The 19,185-nt window shown below is 72.2% G+C and carries 7 protein-coding genes; all 7 read right to left on the reverse strand.

Features of this window, described 5'->3' with window-relative positions; translation table 11 throughout:
- Positions 1–5 precede the first annotated feature (5 nt).
- Positions 6–1,268, reverse strand: a complete 1,263-nt coding sequence (locus ACWGR4_RS37325; RefSeq protein WP_452128608.1) for a beta-ketoacyl-[acyl-carrier-protein] synthase family protein — start codon at positions 1,266–1,268, stop codon at positions 6–8.
- 61 nt (positions 1,269–1,329) lie between these two features.
- Positions 1,330–1,578: an acyl carrier protein gene (locus tag ACWGR4_RS37330; protein WP_380009110.1), complete on the reverse strand. Its 249-nt coding sequence runs from the start codon at positions 1,576–1,578 to the stop codon at positions 1,330–1,332.
- Between the two features lie 111 nt (positions 1,579–1,689).
- Positions 1,690–2,577, reverse strand: coding sequence for an ABC transporter permease (locus tag ACWGR4_RS37335; RefSeq protein WP_380009107.1), 888 nt, complete (start codon positions 2,575–2,577; stop codon positions 1,690–1,692).
- Positions 2,574–3,551: an ATP-binding cassette domain-containing protein gene (locus tag ACWGR4_RS37340; protein ID WP_452128607.1), complete on the reverse strand. Its 978-nt coding sequence runs from the start codon at positions 3,549–3,551 to the stop codon at positions 2,574–2,576. The genes ACWGR4_RS37335 and ACWGR4_RS37340 overlap by 4 nt, the downstream gene beginning before the upstream one ends.
- Positions 3,548–3,754, reverse strand: coding sequence for an MbtH family protein (locus tag ACWGR4_RS37345; RefSeq protein WP_078975915.1), 207 nt, complete (start codon positions 3,752–3,754; stop codon positions 3,548–3,550). The genes ACWGR4_RS37340 and ACWGR4_RS37345 overlap by 4 nt, the downstream gene beginning before the upstream one ends.
- Positions 3,755–3,823: 69 nt before the next feature.
- Entirely contained in the window at positions 3,824–11,146 is a 7,323-nt protein-coding gene (locus ACWGR4_RS37350; RefSeq protein ID WP_452128606.1) for an amino acid adenylation domain-containing protein, read from the reverse strand.
- Positions 11,143–19,137 carry an amino acid adenylation domain-containing protein gene (locus tag ACWGR4_RS37355; protein ID WP_452128605.1) on the reverse strand — a complete coding sequence of 2,665 codons (7,995 nt, stop codon included), beginning with the start codon at positions 19,135–19,137 and terminating at the stop codon, positions 11,143–11,145. The genes ACWGR4_RS37350 and ACWGR4_RS37355 overlap by 4 nt, the downstream gene beginning before the upstream one ends.
- Positions 19,138–19,185 lie beyond the last annotated feature (48 nt).

The following is a 19,185-nucleotide window of genomic DNA, read 5'->3' on the forward strand; positions in this document are numbered from 1 at the left end:
GGGACTCACTCTCCGTACGTCCCCAGAATCAGGATGGCGTTGTTGCCGGCGAAGGCGCTGGAGTTGTTCTGCACGAGCCGCACGTCCGCGTCGAGGGCGTGGTTGGGTACGACGTCGAGCGGGCAGGCCGGGTCCGTCTCCCGATGGTGGATGGTCGGCGGAATGAACCCGTGCTCGATGGCGAGGCTGCAGGCGATGGCGCCGAGGGCGCTGGCCGCTCCCATCGCGTGGCCGAGCATCGACTTCAGGGCCACGGTGCGCGGCGGCGCGTCGCCGTACACGTCGAGGATGGCGGCCGACTCCGTGCGGTCGTTGGCCTTGGTGCCGGTGCCGTGCGCGGAGATGAAGTCGATCTCCTCCTTCTTGACCCCGGCGTCGTCCAGGGCGAGGCGAATGCCGCGCGCGATGCCGAGGCGGTCCGGTGCGGTGGCGTGATTGGCGTCGCAGCTGAGGCCGTAGCCGAGCACCTCGGCATAGATGTGCGCGCCGCGCGCGAGCGCCGATTCCAGGCTCTCCAGGACGAGGATGCCCGCACCCTCGCTGGTGAGGATGCCCTGCCGGTTCTTGTCGAAGGGCCGTACCACGTCCGGGGTGAGCGCGCCGAACCGCTTGAAGGTGAGGTACGCCTTGCGGCACACCGCGTCGGCTCCGCCGCACAGCGCGACGTCGACCTCGCCGGAGCGGATCGCGTCCAGGCCGTAGCCGATCGAGTAGTTGCCCGCCGCGCAGGCCGTCGTGATGGTGGTGGCCTCCACGTTCGGTATGCGCAACTCGCGGGCGATCACGGTGCTCAGCCGGCCCGCGTTGATGCGGCGGGACAGGACCGGGTCCATGGCCTCCGGGTCCCCGGCGGCCAGTTCCTGCTCGACGAGCACCCCGATGTCGTGCGACTCGCCGTCGGTGGTGCCGATGCTGATGAGCGCCTGCCGCTCACGCAGGTCGGCCTCGCTGAGCCCGGCGTCCACCATCGCCATCCGGGCGGCGGCGACGGCGAACTGCCCGGCGCGGCCCATGTCGTCGAGGGGTACGTTGCGGATCCAGCGCTCCGGCTCGAACTCGGAGACCTCGCATGCGGTGTTGTGGCCGAACCCCTCGGTGTCGAAGCGGGTGATCGGCCCCGCGCCGGAGCGGCCGGCCCGCAGCGCCGCGGTGAACTCCTCGACACCCGTGCCGATGCTGGAGATCGCGCCGAGGCCGGTGAGGACGGCCCGGCGGCGATCCGCCGGTGCGCGGGCGGGGGGCGCCGGTGGTGGCTGTGCGGTGGACATCGGACTCCTTAAGCAATGGGATGCCTGTGGACGGGGGGTCCGGGACGGGGACCCCCGCTGCTCACCAACCGGCGGCGGCGGCGGTCACCTGGTACGTGGTCTCCACGTTCACCATCTTCGGGAGCTCGTCCATGTCGATGACGATGGAGTACTCCATCTCCAGGGCGCTGAGCACGTCGATGAGTTTCAGGGAGTCGGCGCCCAGTTCGTCGATGAACAGTGTGCTGTCCGCGAACTCGGTGTGAACATCGATGTTCTCGGCGATGATTTCCCTGATGCGGGTAAGGCGCTCGGGCACAACCGTGGTCATGTTTTTTTCTCCGTTTCCCAGGTTCTCGAATTTGCCTTACGGCAAAAATTAGTCAGCCTCGATGACGGGCCGATGACATTCAACTGACCGCTCACTGACGGCAGTTGCCGGTCACCTTCCGACGGCCTTTTCGAAGCCCCGTACACTGCCGGCGACCGCGATGACCAGGATCGTCGTCAGGGTGATGGCGGCGACCACGCCCGGATGGTCGGCGGCGAACCCGCTGCCCGCCGCGCCCGATGGGTCGTTGCCCCACAGCCTGCGGCAAGTGGTGATGACGGCGGTGACCGGGTTCCATTGGGCCACCGGGCGCAGCCATTCCGGCAGGCCGTTCACACCGACATACGCATTGGAAAGAAAGCTGAAGACGACGAGTACGAGCGCGCCCGTGCCGTCGATGGCCTCGACATTCTTCTGGGTGGTGCCGAGCAGAATTCCGAGCCACAGCATGGTGTAGATGAAGGCGAGCAGCACGGCGAATCCGGCGGCGGTGCGCAGCACGCCCTCGTGTGGCCGCCAACCGACGGCCAGGCCGACCAGGGACACCGCCGTCAGACTGACCGCGCCGACGCACAGGTCGGCCAGGGTGCGGCCGATGAGCACCGAACTCGGTGCGATCGGCAACGAGCGGAACCGGTCCACCAGGCCGTGGCGCAGATCGAGGGCGACACCGATGGCCGTGGGGCCGACGCCGGACAGGCCGACCTGGACGGCGATGCCCGCCAGGATGAAGTCCTCGTACGGGACGCCGCCGGGAACGTTCATCGACTTGCGAAAGAGGTAGCCGACGGCGACGAGCATCACCAGCGGCGTCATCGTCACGAGCACGAGCCGGCCCGGGGAGCGGCGCAGATGGATCAGATGGCGTCCGGCCAGGGCGAGGGTGTCGCCGAGGTAGCCGAGCAGCACGCCCCTGGACTCCGCGGATCGCGGCACCGGGGACGAGGCCGCGGGGGCGAGCGCCGTCGGCGACACCGCGGCGTCGGTCGTCGATGTCATCGCCGGCTCTCCTTCTTCTGTCCCGTGCCCGTGAGCTGGAAGAACACGTCGTCGAGCGTGGGCTTGCAGACCTCGAAGTCGATGGTGTCCACGCCCTTTTCACGCAGCGCGACGGCGGCGCGCGCCACCTCGTCCAGGCCGCCCCGGTCGAGGTGCACCGATACCCGCAGAGTGGCCGGATCGGCGACCGGTTCCTGGGCGCTGCCGAGCGTGGCGAGCGCGGCGACCGCGTCGGCCAGGCTCTCCGGGCGGGCCACGGTCACCTCCAGGCGCTCGCTGCCGACCATGCGCTTGAGCGCCGCGGGGGTGTCCTCGGCGATGACGCGGCCGGCGTCGATGACGGCGATGCGATCGGCGAGTGCGTCCGCCTCCTCCAGGTACTGGGTGGTGAGCAGGATGGTCACGCCGTTGGCGACCAGGTCGCGCACCACGTCCCACAGGACGCTTCGGCTGGTGGGGTCCAGGCCCGTGCTGGGCTCGTCGAGGAACAACACCTGCGGATCGCCGATGACACAGGTCGCCAGGTCGAGCCGGCGGCGCATGCCGCCCGAGTAGGTGCCCACCGTGCGGTCGGCGGCGTCGGTCAGCTCGAACCGTTCGAGCAGCTCGGCCGCGCGCAGGGCCGCACCGCGTCGCCCGTAGCGCAGCAGCTTGGCCAGCAGGACCATGTTCTCGCGCCCGGTGAGGAGTTCGTCGACGGCCGCGTACTGTCCGGCGAGGCCGATGCGCCGCCGGACCTCCTTGCCCTCGCGCACCACGTCGTGCCCGGCGACGACGGCGCGGCCGGCGGACGGCTCGACCAGGGTGGCCAGGATGCGGACGGTGGTCGTCTTGCCGGCGCCGTTGGGGCCGAGTACGCCCAGGACGGTGCCGGCCGGCACCGCCAGATCGACGCGGTGCAGTGCCGTGTGGCCGCGGTACTGCTTCTGCAGCCCTTCGGCGAGGATGGCCAGGTCGGACGAGGCCACGGTCATCCCGCCCGACGCTGCAGGCTGAGCGGACGCATGTCCGTCCAGTCGCGCTCGATGTGGGCCACGGCCGTGGCGCGGTCGGTCTCTGCGAGCGTCACCCGCCAGCCGTCGGGCACGGCGGCGAAGGACGGCCACAGCGAGTACTGCCCCTCGTCGTTGACGAGGACGAGGAACCGGCCGTCTTCGCGGTCAAAGGGGTTGGCCATGGATGTTCTCCAGATCTCGGTTGGTGCTCGAATGCGTCGAGTGCGGCGAATGCGTCGGGTGGTCGGGGGTCAGGCGGGCTCGGCGGCGGCCCGGGCCGCCGCCAGGGCGGAGAGCGCGTGCTCGACGGCCCGGCCGATGGCCGCCGCCGGGGCGGGTCGCATCATCTGTTGGTGGGTGCAGTCCACGTCGTACGTGTCGATGGCCCGGCCGACGTGCGGCTCCCAGCTCTTGAGCTTGAGGGCGCGCTCGTCCCGCGTGCCCCTGTCGCTGCCCCCGGTCGCCACGAAGAGCGTCATGGGGCAACCGTCGAAGCGGCCGGGGGTGAAGCTCCGGAACAGCTCCAGGTTGTTGCGCATGACGCTCAACAGGCGCTCCAGGGTGGCCTGTTCGAACGCGGCGAGCGGGCCGCCGGAACCGGCGAGGTGCGCGGCGACGCCCTGCGGGGTGAGCCGGTCGAACCCCGCCGGGTCGACACCGGCCTCCGTCAGGAAATCGGCGAGGAACTCCTCGTCGCTCGGTGCGGCGCCGTGCGCGTCGTCGGGGTAGGCGTCCAGGTTCGCCAGGTAGGCCACTTCCTCGCCCGCCGCCCGCAGTCGCACGGCCATCTCGTGGGCGACGACACCGCCGTAGGACCAGCCGAGCAGGTGATACGGGCCGGTCGGCTGGATGGCCCTGATCCGGGCCAGGTAGTCGTCGGCGACCTCCCCGATGTGCTCGGGCAGCGGGCCCGGCTCGGCGATGCCGCGCGCCTGGAGGCCGTAGACGGGCTGCTCCGGGTCCAGGTGCTCGGCGAGCGCGGCGAACGGGATCGCGAAGCCCAGGCCGCCGTGTACGCAGAACAGCGGCGGCCTGCCGCCGGTCGGGCGGATCGGCAACACGGGCCCCAGCGGGTCGCCGGCCTCGCCCTCGGTGACCGCGCTCGCGGCGAGGGCCTCGACGGTGCGATGCTCGAAGACCGCGCCGAGGCTGATCCGCAGCCCGAGCCGGGCGGCGCCGTCGACCAGCCTGATCACCTTCAGACTGTCCCCGCCCAGTGCGAAGAACCCGTCGTCCGGACCCACGCCGTCGACACCGAGCACCTCCTCGATCGCCGCGCACAACAACCTTTCCCGCTCGGTGCGAGGCCGCTGCGGCGCGCGGTCGGCGCCGGCCCGGGGGCGGTCGGGGGTGGGCAGGGCCTTGACGTCGAGCTTTCCGTTGGCGTTCAGCGGCAGCGCGGGCAGCGGGAGATAGCTGTCCGGCACCATGTAGCCGGGCAAAAAGCGCGCCAAGTGCCGTTGCAGCTGCGCCGGTTCCGGGTTCGGGCAGCCGGGGGCGGGCACCACGTAGGCGACCAGGCGACGCTGGCCCGTGCGCTCGGCGGGAGCCAGCACGGCGGCCCGCGCGATCGCCTGATGAGCAGTCAAATGACGCTCGATCTCGCCGAGTTCGACGCGGTAGCCGCGGATCTTCACCTGCTGGTCGGCGCGCCCGACGTAGTCGATCCGGTCGTGCCGGTCCCAGCGCACCAGGTCGCCCGTCCGGTACATCCGCTCGCCCGGCGCCCCGAACGGGCAGGCCACGAAGCGGTCGGCGGTCGTACCGGGCCGGTTGAGGTACCCGCGGGCGAGGCCCTCGCCCGCCAGGTACAGCTCGCCGACCACACCGCGCGGCACCAGTCCCAGCGTCTCGTCCAGGACGTAGGCGCAGGTGTCCCCGATCGGCAGCCCGATGGGGACGGTGGCCCCGCCGCCGACCAGGGCGGTGTTCTGGGAGGTGGCGAAGGTGGTGGCCTCCGTCGGGCCGTACACGTTGAATACGACGGTGTCCGGCAGCGCGGCCCGCAACCGCTCGATGTGGTCCGGGGACAGCGCCTCGCCGCCGGTGAACAGGGCCCGCACGGGGGCCATGGCGCGGGGCCGGGTGTCGGCGAGGATGTTGACGAGTTGGGTGGTGAGGAAGGCGATCGTCACCCCCGCCCGGCCGACGAACGCCTCCAACGTCTCGGGGTCGGCGGGCCCCGGCGGGCAGATCGCCAGCCGCGCGCCGTGGGTGAGCGGCGCCCAGATCTCGAAGGTGGACGCGTCGAAGGCGACCGCCGCGAAGCACAGGAAGGTGTCGTCCGGGGTCGGCGCCAACTCCGGCAGCCCCCCGACCAGACGCACGGCGGCCCGGTGCGAGACGGCGACGCCCTTGGGCTTTCCGGTGGAGCCGGAGGTGTAGATGACGTAGAGCAGGTCGTCGGGTTCGACGACCACGGCGGGCCCCGGGGCGGCGGGCAGCGCGGCCGACGCGGCCACGGTGTCGGGGGCATCGAGGACCACGACCTCGACCCCGGCACGCTCGGCGCCGAGGGCGGCCCGGCTCGCCAGGGACTCCTGGGTCAGCAGCAGGCGGGCACCGCTGTCGGTCAGCATGTCGTGGACCCGCTCGGCGGGGTACGACGGGTCGAGGGGCAGATAGGCCGCGCCCGTCCTGGCGATCGCCAGCACCGTGATCACGGTGGCCGGTCCGCGCTCCAGGAGCAGGGCCACCAGGTCGCCTCGGCCGGTGCCGCGGGCGGTCAGCAGGTGGGCCAGACGGTTCGCCGCCGCGTCCAGTTCGGCGTACGTGACCCGGACCAACCGCTCCGGGGCACCCGGCTCGGCGTGGATCAGGGCCACGGCGTCCGGCGCGGCCGCGACCCGGGCCGCCACCAGCTCGGTGACCGTGGTGTGCGGGGTACCGATGCGATGCGTGCCGAGGGCGAGCAGTTCGGCGTGCTCCCGGGGGTCGACGATGTCCAGGCGGGACAACGGCCGACCGGGCTCGGCGAGCGCGGCGGCCAGCAGCCGCAGGTAGGCGTCGGTGATGCGGCGCGCCGTCGCGGGCTCGAAGAGGTCGGCGGCGTACTCGACGGCCAGCGACAACCCCGGCCCGGCCGCGTCCTCCGCCTCCTCGGTGAGCTGGAAGAGCAGGTCCCACTTGGCGGTCTCCCCCGGCACGGGCTCCTGCGTCACCGAGACCCCGGCGTCGGCGTCCTCGGGGGTCTTCGCGTCCGGGCCCGGTGCCGCCTGCTGGAAGCCGAGCATCACCTGGACCAGCGGGTGCCGCGACATCGACCGCTCGGGGTTGAGCACCTCCACCAGCTTCTCGAAGGGCACGTCCTGGTGCCGATAGGCGGCCAGGTCGCACTCCTTGACCCGCTCGACCAACTCCCGCAGGCTCGGGTCGCCCGAGGTGTCGGTACGCAGCACCAGCGTGTTCACGAACATGCCGACCACGTCGTCGAGGCGCTCGTCGGTGCGGCCCGCCACGGGACTGCCGAGCGCGATGTCGGTGCCCGCGCCCAACCGGGTGAGCAGCGCCGCGAGCCCGGCGTGCAGCAGCATGAACACACTGACGCCCCACTCGGCCGCGAGCCGGTACAGGTCGTCGCCGAGCGCCCGCGGCACCGCGGTGCGGACGTGGCCGCCGCGAAAGCCCGCCCGGGCGCCGCGCGCGAAGTCGAAAGGCAGCGCCGGCTCCTCCGGGAGACCGGCCAACGCCTCGGTCCAGTAAGCGAGTTGGCGAGCCAGTTCGCTGCGCGGATCATCCGCGTCGCCGAGCAGTTCCCGCTGCCACAGGGCATAGTCCGCGTACTGCACCGGCAGCGGCGGCAGTTCGGGCGCACGGCCGGTGCGTCGGGCCCGGTAGCACTCGGTCAGATCACGGGTGAGCGGGGCAAGAGACCACCAGTCGGCCGCGATGTGGTGCACCACCAGCAGCAGTACGTGCTCTTCGGGGCCGAGCGCGAAAAGGGTGGCCCGCACCGGGATCCGGGTCTCCAGGTCGAAGCCGCGCGCCGCCTCGGCGGCGAGCGCGGCGGGCAGACGATCCTCGGTCGTCTCGCTCACCGGCATCGGGACGAGGGCGTCGGCCGGCGCGAGCACCCGCTGTTCGGCCGGACCCGCACCGTCGTCCCCGGCCGTGGCGTGCGCCGGGAAGACGGTGCGCAGCGCCTCGTGGCGCGCGACGACGTCCCGCAGCGCCCCCTGGAGCGCCGTGACGTCCAGGGGTCCCGAGAGCCGGACCGCCAGTGGGATGTTGTAGAGCCCGTCGGGCGCGCCGAGGCGTTCGATGAACCACAGCCGCTGCTGCGCGTACGAAAGCGGCAGCGACGCCGGACGCGGGCCCGCGACGAGCGGGGCCCTGCCGCGCTCCGCACCGGGCAGCCGCTGCGCGAGGCGCGCCGGCGTCGCGGCCTCGAACAGGTCCCGGATCCGCAGTTCGGCGCCGAGTTCGGCGCGGACCCGATTGACGATGCGCGTCGCAAGCAGCGAGTGGCCGCCGAGCGCGAAGAAGTCGTCCTCCACGCCGACACGTTCGAGCCCGAGCACCTCGGCGAAGACGCCGCAGAGCAGTTCCTCCTCGCGGGTGCGCGGGGCGCTCGCCGACGTGGCGTACTCGGGTGCGGGCAGCGCCCTGCGGTCCAGCTTGCCGTTGGCGGTCAGCGGCAGCGCGGCCAGCCGCACCACGGCCGCCGGGACCATGTAGTCGGGCAGCCGTTCGCCGACGAACGCCCGCAGTTCCGCGCCCGGTTCGGCCGCCGCCTCCTCGCCCGCGTCGTCGCGCAGCACCACGTACGCGACCAGACGCTGGTCGCCCGGCCGGTCCTCGCGGGCGACCACGGCCGCCTCGGCGACGCGCGGGTGCCGGCCGAGTACGGTGGCGATCTCGCCCGGCTCGATCCGGAATCCGCGCAGTTGCACCTGCTCGTCGGCGCGCCCCAGGTATTCGAGGGTGCCGTCGGATCGCCACCGGCCCAGGTCGCCGCTTCGGTACATGCGGGCGCCCACGGGCTCGAACGGGCAGGCCACGAAGCGCGCCGCCGTCAGGTCGGGGCGCCCCAGATAACCGCGCGCGAGGCCGGGACCGGCGACGTACAGCTCGCCGGGCACGCCCGCCGGTACGGGCTGGAGGGCGCCGTCGAGCACGTACACCCGCAGGTCCGCGATGCCGCGCCCGATCACGCTGCCGCCCTTGCCGGCCGCCGTCGCGGCGTGCAACTCCTGGTAGCTGACGTGCACCGTCGTCTCGGTGATCCCGTACATGTTGACCAGCAGCGGCAGGTCGGGGGCATGCCGGGCGTACCAGTCGGCGAGCTTGCCGACATCGAGCGCCTCGCCGCCGAACACCACACGACGCAGTGCGAGTTCGCGCGGGCTCTCGGAGTCGGCGCGGATCAGCTGATAGAACGCGGACGGCGTCTGATTGAGGACGGTGACCCCTTCCGCGGCAAGCAGGTCCAAGAACGCGCCGGGCGAACGTGACACGTCGTACGGCACGACGACCAGGCGCCCGCCGCGCAACAGCGCGCCCCACAGCTCCCACACCGTGAAGTCGAAGGCGATGGAGTGGAAGAGGGTCCACACGTCGTCGGGCCCGAAGCCGAACCGATCGTCGGTGGAGTCCAGCAGTCGCACCACGTTGTGGTGCGGTACCACCACGCCCTTGGGACGGCCGGTGGAACCGGAGGTGTAGATGACGTACGCGGGGTGCTCCGGATCCGCGTCGACACCCGGCTCCGTGTCCGGGCAGGCGGCGAGCGCGGCCGCGGTCTCCTCGGCCCCGAGGTCGACGCGCTCCACGGCCGGTGCGTCGGGCAACTCCGGCAGTCCCGCGTCGACGCACGTCAGCAGGAGCGTGGGGCGCGCGTCGCGCAGGACGTAGGTGATCCGGTCCGCCGGATGGCCCGGTTCCAGGGGCAGATAGGCCGCACCGGCCTTGAGGACGGCGAGGACCGCGACGATCAACTCCGCGCCGCGCGGGAGCGCCAGGGCCACGAACGTCTCGGGCCCCGCGCCCCGCGCGGCGATGAGGTGGGCGAGCCGGTTCGCACGGGCATCCAGCTCTCGGTAGGTGAGGGCGCCGCCGGGCCCCTCGGTCCCGGGCACGGTGACCGCGACGGCGTCGGGGGTGCGCGCAGCCTGCGCGGCGAACAGCGCCGGGATGGTGGTGCGGCGCGCGGGCTCGCGAGGAGCGGCCGACGCGCCGCTCCACTCGGTGAGAAGGCGCGCCCGCTCGGCGGGGTCCGGTGCGCCGAGGCGGGCGAGGAGCGTGTCCGGCTCGTCCGCGACCTCCTCGAGGATGCGGACGAACCGGTCCAGGACACGTGTCGCACCGACCCGGGCCGTCGCCTCGCTCCGCCCCAGCGTCGCGTCCTTGTAGGCGAGTCGCAGATCGAGGCGCTCGCCGGGGAACACCGTCAGGCTCAGCGGGTAGTGGGTGGCCGCGTGCATCTCGGCCGCGCTCACCTCACCGCCGAACTCGCGGCGCAGCGTCTCCCCGTCCAGCGGATAGTTCTGGAACGCGAGCACGGTGTCGAAGAGTTCGCCCTGGATGCCGGAGGCGGCCTGCGCCTCGGCGAGCGGCAGGTGCTCGTGCGGCATCATCTCGACCTGCTGCCGGGCCAGCGCCCGGAACAGCTCGCTCGCCCTCAGGTCCGGGCGCAGGTCGGCCCGCACGGGCAGGGTGTTGGCGAAGAGCCCGATCATCGACTCGACGTCCGGCACCTCGGCGGGCCGGCCGGAGGTCACGACGCCGAAGACGACGTCCTGGCGGCCGGTGAGCCGGCCGACCAGCAGCGCCCAGCAGCCCTGCACCACGCTGTTGAGGGTCAGACCCTGCCCGCGTGCCCACCCGGCGAGCGCCGCCGTGCTCCGCGGTGACAGGACGTGCTCGACGAACGAGGGCGGTTCGAGTGCCCGGCCCGCGTCGGGAAGCACCCGCACGGGTCCCTCCAGGCCGGCGAGCAGCGCGGCCCACGCCGCCCGCGCCGCGTCCCGGTCGCGGTCGTTCAGCCAGGTCAGGAAGGACCGGTACGGCGCGGGCGCGGCCAGTGCCGCCCGCTCGCCCCGCGCGCCGAGGAGCAACAACTCGTGGACGGCGAGCGGAAAGGACCAGCCGTCCATCAAGATGTGGTGCACCGACCACAACAGCCGGTGGCGCCGCTCGCCGAGCCGGATCAGCGTGAACCGCATCAGCGGCGGACGCGCCAGGTCGAACCGGCGCAGCCGGTCCTCGTGCGCGAGCCGCTGCGCCGCGGCCTCCCGCGCGGCCTCGGGCAGCCCCGTCAGGTCCCGGAAGTGCCAGTCCGGCTCGACCTCGCTCTCCTTGAGCACGATCTGGACGGGTTCGCCGCTTTTGCGATTGCGGAAGCAGGCTCTGAGGTTCGAGTGTCGGCTCAGCAGCGTCGCCGAGGCCGCGCGCAGCCGGGCGGCGAGCCGGGGCCCGTCGTCCGTGTCCCGGTCGTCGATGTCCGCGACGAACTGGAGCGTGTAGAGGTCGGGTGCCGCCGGGTCGTACGAGGACAGGAACAGCAGCCCCTGTTGCAGCGGTGAGAGCGGCAGTACTTCGCTGATCTTCGACCCGGCTCCGGGAGCGGTCGTCACGACAATTCCTCATTCAACTCGAATTCGAGATCGGCCAGTTCCTCGTCGGAGAGGGAGATCAGGCTGCCCTCGGGCTCCACGGCGGCGCGTTCGGGACCGTCCTGCTCGTGTTCGGCGGCGATCTGTGCGAGGGCGGCGGCCGTCTTGTGGGTGAAGATGTCGCGGGTGGTGAGGGCGAGGCCGGCCTTGCGGGCGCGGCTGACGAGTTGGATCGAGCGGATGCTGTCCCCACCCAGCGTGAAGAAGTCGTCGTCGATGCCCACATCCGCGAGGCCCAGGACGTCGCCGAGGATGCCGCACAGCAGCCGCTCGTTCTCGTTGCGCGGGCCGCGCGCGGTATCGCGGTCGGCGGTGGTGGGCGACGGCAGGGCCTTGCGGTCGAGCTTGCCGTTCGAGGTCAGCGGCATCGCGTCCAGGACCACCCAGGACGCGGGAATCATGTACGCGGGCAACAGTTGGGCGAGTTCCCCGCGTACTGTCGCCGCGTCCACGCCGGGCCCGGTCAGGTAGCCGACCAGGCGGGGGTTCCCGGACGCGTCGGGCAACACCGCGACGGCGGCGTCGGCAACCGTCTCCAGAGAGCGGATGACGGCCTCGATCTCACCGGTCTCCACCCGCCGTCCACGGATCTTGATCTGGTGATCGCGGCGCTCGATGAACTCCAACTGCCCGTCGGCCCGTTGCACGACCCGGTCACCGGTGCGATACATCCGGGCACCGCCACCCACGAAGGGATCGACGACGAACGTCGCCGCGGTACGGGCGGGATCATGCAGGTAACCGCGTCCGACACCCGCGCCGCCCACATACAACTCGCCCGGCACACCGGCCGGAACCGGCCGCAGCTCGTCACCCAGCACGTACAGACGGGTGTTCCGCACGGCCGTACCGATCGGCACCCGCGACCCGAGGATGTCCGAGGCGGTGATCACGGCATGCGTCACATCGTCCGAGCACTCGGTGGGCCCGTACGCGTTCATCAGCGGGATCTTCGGGTGCCGGGCGTGCCAGCGGTGGCACAGATCGACCGGCAGCGCCTCCCCCGTGGTCATCAGCCAACGCAGATCCGGCAGTTCCGGAGCGGCGTCCTCGACATCCCACGCGTCCAGGGCCGCGCGCAGCAGCGAGGGAACGACCTCCAGGACCGCGACCCGTTCGTCGCGGACCAGCGCGAACAGCGCGGCGGGGTCGGCCGCCATGTCGGTGCCACACACCCGGACCCGACCACCGACCACCAGCGGAGCGAACATCTGCCACACCGACACGTCGAACGTCAGCGGCGCGTTCTGCACGACCGTCTCACCGGCCGCGAGGTCGAGATCGGCGACCTTGGCCCACAGGTGGTTGAGCATCCCGGAACGCTGCACCATCGCCCCCTTGGGGCGACCGGTGGACCCCGACGTGAACATCACATACGCCAGATCCGACCCACCGCCGACGCAAGCCGGCAGCTCGCCGGGAATCGGCGCGCCCTCCAGGTCGACGACCGTGACGGGGACGGTGGTTGTCGAGGCGGCAAGCTCGGCCGCCGCCGTCTCGTATCCCGCGCCCACGAGCAGATGGCCGGCGCCGCTGTCCCCGAGCAGGGACGTGTTGCGGGCGGCGGGCGCGTCCGGATCGAGCGGCAGATACGCGCCACCCGCCCCCAGCACACCCAACACACCCACCACGAACGGCACCCCGGGATCGGCGAACATCGCCACCACCGAACCCGCCGACACCCCGGCCTGCGCCAGCCGGACGGACAGTCCACCGGCCGCGGCGACCAGCTCCCCATAGGTGAGCGATGTGGTGCCGTCCGACACGGCGCTCTCGTCGGGGATGCGGGCGGCCACCGCCCGTACCCGCTCGACGACGCCGAGGCTCTCCTCGGGGATCGACGGGTCCCATGTGCCGAGCAGCCCGCCCAGCTCACCGGTCGTACCGGGGCCGGCCGCGGTCGCCGGGGCGGTCACATCGATGTGGGCGAGCGGCAGTTCGGGCCGCTCCGCGACCGTGCGCAGCAGGTGCTGGAAGATCACCGCGGTTCGCTCGACGTCGTCCCGGGTGAACCGGTCCGGCGCGTAGTCCAGGCGCAGGGTCAGGGCGTCGCCGGGGAAGACCACCATGCTCAGCGGATGGTGGCGGGCGTCCCTGGCCTCGGCGCGCACCACGCGCGGACCGTCGGCGCCGGTGTCGAGGCCGTTCTCGTCCAGTGGGAAGTTCTCGAAGAGCACCACGGTGTCGAAGACTTCGCCGGAGAGCCCGGCGGCCTTGTGGATCTCGGCGAGGCCGAGGTGTTCGTGCGGGAGCAGCGCGGTCTGCTGATCCTGGAGGGCGTGCAGCAGTTCGGTGAGGGTGGCGCCGGGGTGCAGCCGGGCGCGCACCGGCACGGTGGTGAGGAACATGCCGATCATCGACTCGACGTCCGGGACCTCGGCTGGGCGGCCGGAGGTGACGGCGCCGAAGACGACGTCCCGGCGGCCGGTGAGCCGGCCGAGCAGCAGTGCCCAGCAGCCCTGCACCACGATGTTGAGGGTCAGCCCCTGTGCGCGCGCCCACCCGGACAGGGCGGCCGTCAGCTCGCGGGGCACCTCGGCCTGTACCGATTCGGGCAACATCGGGGCGTGGTCGCGATCGCCCGGGACGAGCAGCGTGGGTTCGGCCACGTCGGCGAGCACCGCGTGCCAGGCCGCCTTGGCCGCCTCCCGGTCCTGCGCGGTCAGCCAGGCGAGATAGGAGCGGTACGGGGCCGGGTCGGCGGACAACGCGACGTCCGCGCCGGTCGCGCACAGCGTGAACAACTCCCGTACGAGCAGCGGCATCGACCAGCCGTCGACCAGGATGTGGTGGCTGGTCCAGATGAAGCGGTGCCGGCCCTCGCCGTGGGTGACCAGCGTGAAGCGCAGCAGCGGCGGCGCCGCGAGGTCGAAGCGACGGGCCCGCTCGGCGTCGGCGATCCGGTCCAGTTCGGCGGCCCTCGCGGACTCCGGAAAGTCCGTCAGGTCGATTTCCCGCCAGGGCAGTTCGGCGTGCCGCGGGATGAGCTGTACGGGTGCGCCGGTGGCGCGGGCCCGGAACGAGGCGCGCAGATTCGGATGCCGATCGAGCAGCGCCTGGCCCGCGGCACGCAGCATCGCGGGGTCGAGGTAGCCCTCGATGTCCGCGACGATCTGCAGGGTGTAGACGTCCACCGCGTCCGTGTCCGCGTCGTCCTCGGCCTCGGTCGCGCCCGCGGTGTCGTAGTCGGCGTGGAAGAGCATGCCCTGCTGCAGCGGGGTGAGCGGCAGGACGTCCACGAGGACCGTGCCGGTCCGCGCGAACTCGGCCTCGTACTCCTCGATCTCGTCCTGCGCCGGCTCCACCAGCGGCAGGTCGGACGGAGTGAGGCCGCCCGCGCCCGGCGCACCGGCGTGCCGGGCGAGCAGTTCCAGGGCGCGGAACCAGGTCTGCGCGATGTCCTGGGCGTCCTCCTCGGCCACGGTCCGGCCCGCCCACGCCCAGTTGGCGATCAGGTGCGGTCCGTCGTGGCGGTCCTCGGTCGCCGGGGTGACGTCGAGCAGGTGCGGCAGCGGCATGCCCGGGTGCGCGCCGGTGCCGACGACGCCGTTGCCGGCGACGGGTTCCCACAGGCGGGTGTCCCGAGCGTCGAAGCGGCCCATGTAGTTGAAGCCGATCTGCGGCCGGTTTCGGCCGGCGAGGGCGCGGGCGGCGTGCGGGTTGAGGTAGCGCAGCAGGCCGTAGCCGACGCCGCGGTCGGGCAGCGCGCGCAGCTGTTCCTTGATCCGCTTGAGAGCCGTGGACAGGGCGGGGCCGCCCGTCCACACCTCGTCCCAGTCGAGCGTGCCGGGGTCGAGGCGCACCGGGAAGGCGCTGGTGAACCAGCCGACGGTGCGGGACAGGTCGAGGTCGTCGCCGAGCTGCTCGCGGCCGTGGCCTTCCAGCTCGATGAGGGTCTGCGCGTACCGGGCGTGGCCGTGCCGCCGGCGCCAGTCGGCGACGGCGAGCGCGAGGCCGGTCAGCAGGACGTCGTTGACCTCCGCGTGGAAGGCCGCGGGGACCTCCGTGAGCAGCGGCCCGGTGACATCGGGGCCCAGTTCGAGGCGGAGGGTGCGCCGGGTGCCGTACACGTCCGTGGCGGGGTCGAGCCGGTGGGTGCCGACCAGCGGGTCGGGTCCGGCCAGGATGTCCTGCCACAGGGCGAGTTCGGGCCCACGCACCTGGGTGCGGGCCTGCTCGGTGAGCAGTTTCGACCAGCTGCGGTACGAGGTGCCGACGGGGTCGAGGGCCGGGGCGCGGCCGGCGGCGAGTGCCTCGTAGGCAGCCGCCAGGTCGGGCAGCAGGATGCGCCACGACACGCCGTCGATGACGAGGTGGTGGGCGCAGAGCACCAGCCAGGCGGTGTCGGCGTCGGCTCCCGCGCCGATCAGCACGGCCTGAACCATGACGGCGCCGGCGGGGTCGAGCCGGGCGCGGGCCGCGGCCGCCTGCCGCTCGGTGTACCCGAGGACGTCCTCGGCGTCCGCACCGCCGTCGAGGCCCTGAACGGCGATGACCAGGCGTTCGCCGGAAAGCGCGCCGGGCGCCAGGACCTCCGTGTGCCAGAGTCCCGGGGCCGGTTCGGTGGCCCGGGTGCGCAGCGCGTCGTGGTGGTCGACCAGGGCGTGCAGGGCCGCGTCGAGCCGGTCGGCGTCGAGCGCGGCGGGAACGCGCACCACCACGTGTTGGCTGTACTTGACGACCGGCCCGGTGAGACTGCCGCTGTCGTCGTGCAACTGGGCCATGATCGGCGTGAGTTCGTAAGGACCGCTGCCCTCGTCGTCCGCACCCGCGCCGGCGCTGCCCGCGGCCTCGGCGTCGATCCTGCCCGCCGCCTGTGCGAGGGCGGCGGCCGTCTTGTGGGTGAAGATGTCGCGGGTGGTGAGGGCGAGGCCGGCCTTGCGGGCGCGGCTGACGAGTTGGATCGAGCGGATGCTGTCCCCACCCAGGGTGAAGAAGTCGTCGTCGATGCCGACGTGGGTCAGGCCCAGGACCTCGCCGAAGATGCCGCACAGCAGCCGCTCGTTCTCGTTGCGCGGGCCGCGCGCGGTGTCCCGGTCGGCAGCCGTGGGCGAGGGCAGGGCCTTGCGGTCGAGCTTGCCGTTCGAGGTCAGCGGCATCGCGTCCAGGACCACCCAGGAGGCGGGGATCATGTACGCGGGCAGGAGTTGGGCCAGCTCGGCGCGTATTCTGCCGGCGTCCACGCCGGGCCCGGTCAGGTAGCCGACCAGGCGGGGGTTCCCGGACGCGTCGGGCAACACCGCGACGGCGGCGTCGGCAACCGTCTCCAGAGAGCGGATGACGGCCTCGATCTCACCGGTCTCCACCCGCCGTCCACGGATCTTGATCTGGTGGTCACGGCGCTCGATGAACTCCAACTGCCCGTCGGCCCGTTGCACGACCCGGTCACCGGTGCGATACATCCGGGCACCGCCACCCACGAAGGGATCGACGACGAACGTCGCCGCGGTACGGGCGGGATCATGCAGGTAACCGCGTCCGACACCCGCGCCGCCCACATACAACTCGCCCGGCACACCGGCCGGAACCGGCCGCAGCTCGTCACCCAGCACGTACAGACGGGTGTTCCGCACGGCCGTACCGATCGGCACCCGTAGGTCGAGGGTGTCGGAAGCGGTGATCACGGCGTGGGTGACGTCGTCGGAGCACTCGGTGGGCCCGTACGCGTTCATCAGCGGGATCTTCGGGTGCCGGGCGTGCCAGCGGTGGCACAGATCGACCGGCAGCGCCTCCCCCGTGGTCATCAGCCAACGCAGATCGGGCAGTTCGGGGGCGATGCCCTCGATGTCCCAGGCATCCAGGGCCGCGCGCAGCAGCGAGGGAACGACCTCCAGGACCGCGACCCGTTCGTCGCGGACCAGCGCGAACAGCGCGGCGGGGTCGGCCGCCATGTCGGTGCCACACACCCGGACCCGACCACCGACCACCAGCGGAGCGAACATCTGCCACACCGACACGTCGAACGTCAGCGGCGCGTTCTGCACGACGGTCTCACCGGCGGCGAGGTCGAGATCGGCGATCTTGGCCCACAGGTGGTTGAGCATCCCGGAACGCTGCACCATGGCGCCCTTGGGGCGACCGGTGGACCCCGACGTGAACATCACGTACGCCAGGTCCGACCCGCCACCGACGCAAGCCGGCAGCTCGTGGCAGGCAGGCGTGTCCGCCAGGCCCACGACCGTGACCGGGACCGTGGTGACCGAGCGGACGAGTTCGCCGGCCGATGCCTCGTATCCCGCGCCCACCAGCAGGTGGCCGGCGCCGCTGTCCCGCAGCAGCGCGCCGTTGCGGGCGGTCGGCGCGGCCGGATCGAGCGGCAGATACGCGCCACCCGCCCCCAGCACACCCAACACACCCACCACGAACGGCACCCCGGGATCGGCGAACATCGCCACCACCGAACCCGCCGACACCCCGGCCTCCGTCAGCCGGACGGAGACACCTGCGACGCGCGTAACCAGCTCGCGATAGGTGACGCTCTCGGCGCCGTCGGACACGGCCACGGCATCGGGCGTTTCCGTCGCCACGGCACGTATTCGTTCGATGAGCCCTTCGTCCGCCTCCCCCTCCGCGGCGGGGTCCCACTCGCCGAGCAGACCGAGCAGCTCACCGGTCGCGCCCAGACCGACCCGGCCGAGCGGCTGGTCGGCGGGCATGGCGGCGAGCGCGGCCAGGAAGGTCTCGAAACGGGCGAGGTGGGTGGCGAGTTCCGCGGAACCGTACAGCTCGGGGTTGCCGTCGAGGTGGATCTCCATCGTGCCGTCGGCCGTGTTCAGGACCGTCATGATGAGGTCCTTGACGATGCCGGTGGACAGGTTGACCACCAAACCGCGGCAGTCGTCGGAGAAGGCCAGCTCCGGGTCCTGGTTGAGCACGTTGATGAACGGCCCGAAGGCGCGCTGGTCGTCGGTGCGCAGGCCGATGTCGCGGCGGATGCGGTCGCCGCGGTAGCGCTGGTGTTTGAGCGCGCTCGCCACCTCCACCCAGGCCCGGCGCAGCAGTTGGGTACGGGTCATCTCCGGGCTCACCCGCACGGCGAGCGGCAGGTAGTTGGCGAGCATGCCGGGGATCTGCCGGCTGATGGCGCCGACCCGACCGGTCACCGGCAGGGTGAGCAGCGGCCCGGCGACACCGGTGACACGCTGGGTGTAGGCGGCCATCGCGGCGACCATCAGGACGGGCATGGTGACCTTGCCGTCCTGGGCGAGGGCGCGCAGCGCGTCGGTGGCCCCGGGAGAGAGGCGGGAGGTGTGGCGCAACGCACCGCGGCCGGGGGCGGGCTCCTCCTCGGAGAGGGAGACCAGCTCGGGCGCCGGCCCGTGCGCACCGGAGGTGAGACGCTGCGTCCAGTAGGTACGGTCCCGCTCGACCAGCGGCGAGTCGCGGTATTCGCGCTCGGCGTCCAGAAGGAGGTGGAACGCCGGGATCGCGCCGGGGTCCGCCGCCGAATCGGCGATGCCGGCGACGAGCCGGGTGTACAGCTCGGCGAGCCTCGGGTAGAGGAGCACGCGGCTGTAGCCGTCGATGAGGATGTGGTGCATGCACAGGTAGAGCAGGTGGTGCTCGGGTGCCAGCTTGATCAGCGCGCCGCGGTACAGCGGGAAGTCGGTGACCTTCAAAGGCTCGGCGTGGTCGGCGCGCATCCACCGCTCGGCGGCGGCCAACGGCTCGGTCTTTTCGCTGAAATCGAAGATCTTGAGCGGGAGTTGGGCGAGTGGACGGATGATCTGCCCAGGGACGCCGTCCTCTTCGAGGAACTGCGCGCGCACTCCCTCGGCCTCGTCGGCGAGGCGGTGCATCGCCTGTACGAGCAACTCCACGTCGAGTGGCCCGCGCAGTTCGATGTAGTCCGCCATGTTGTAGGCCAGCGGCCCGGTGGCGAACCGCTCGTCGAACCAGATCTCGGCCTGCGCCGCGGTGAGCGGAAGGACAGTACCCCGGTTGTTTGCCATCGCTTTGCTCTCCGTCATCCTCAGCTCAGCCTCGAATCGACTCTCGAT

This window comes from Embleya sp. NPDC055664 (assembly GCF_053618075.1).

Coding starts and splice junctions, on each gene's coding strand:
- ACWGR4_RS37325 (WP_452128608.1), bottom strand. CDS start 1,268: ATGTCCACCGCACAGCCACCACCGGCGCCCCCCGCCCGCGCACCGGCG.
- ACWGR4_RS37330 (WP_380009110.1), bottom strand. CDS start 1,578: ATGACCACGGTTGTGCCCGAGCGCCTTACCCGCATCAGGGAAATCATC.
- ACWGR4_RS37335 (WP_380009107.1), bottom strand. CDS start 2,577: ATGACATCGACGACCGACGCCGCGGTGTCGCCGACGGCGCTCGCCCCC.
- ACWGR4_RS37340 (WP_452128607.1), bottom strand. CDS start 3,551: ATGACCGTGGCCTCGTCCGACCTGGCCATCCTCGCCGAAGGGCTGCAG.
- ACWGR4_RS37345 (WP_078975915.1), bottom strand. CDS start 3,754: ATGGCCAACCCCTTTGACCGCGAAGACGGCCGGTTCCTCGTCCTCGTC.
- ACWGR4_RS37355 (WP_452128605.1), bottom strand. CDS start 19,137: ATGGCAAACAACCGGGGTACTGTCCTTCCGCTCACCGCGGCGCAGGCC.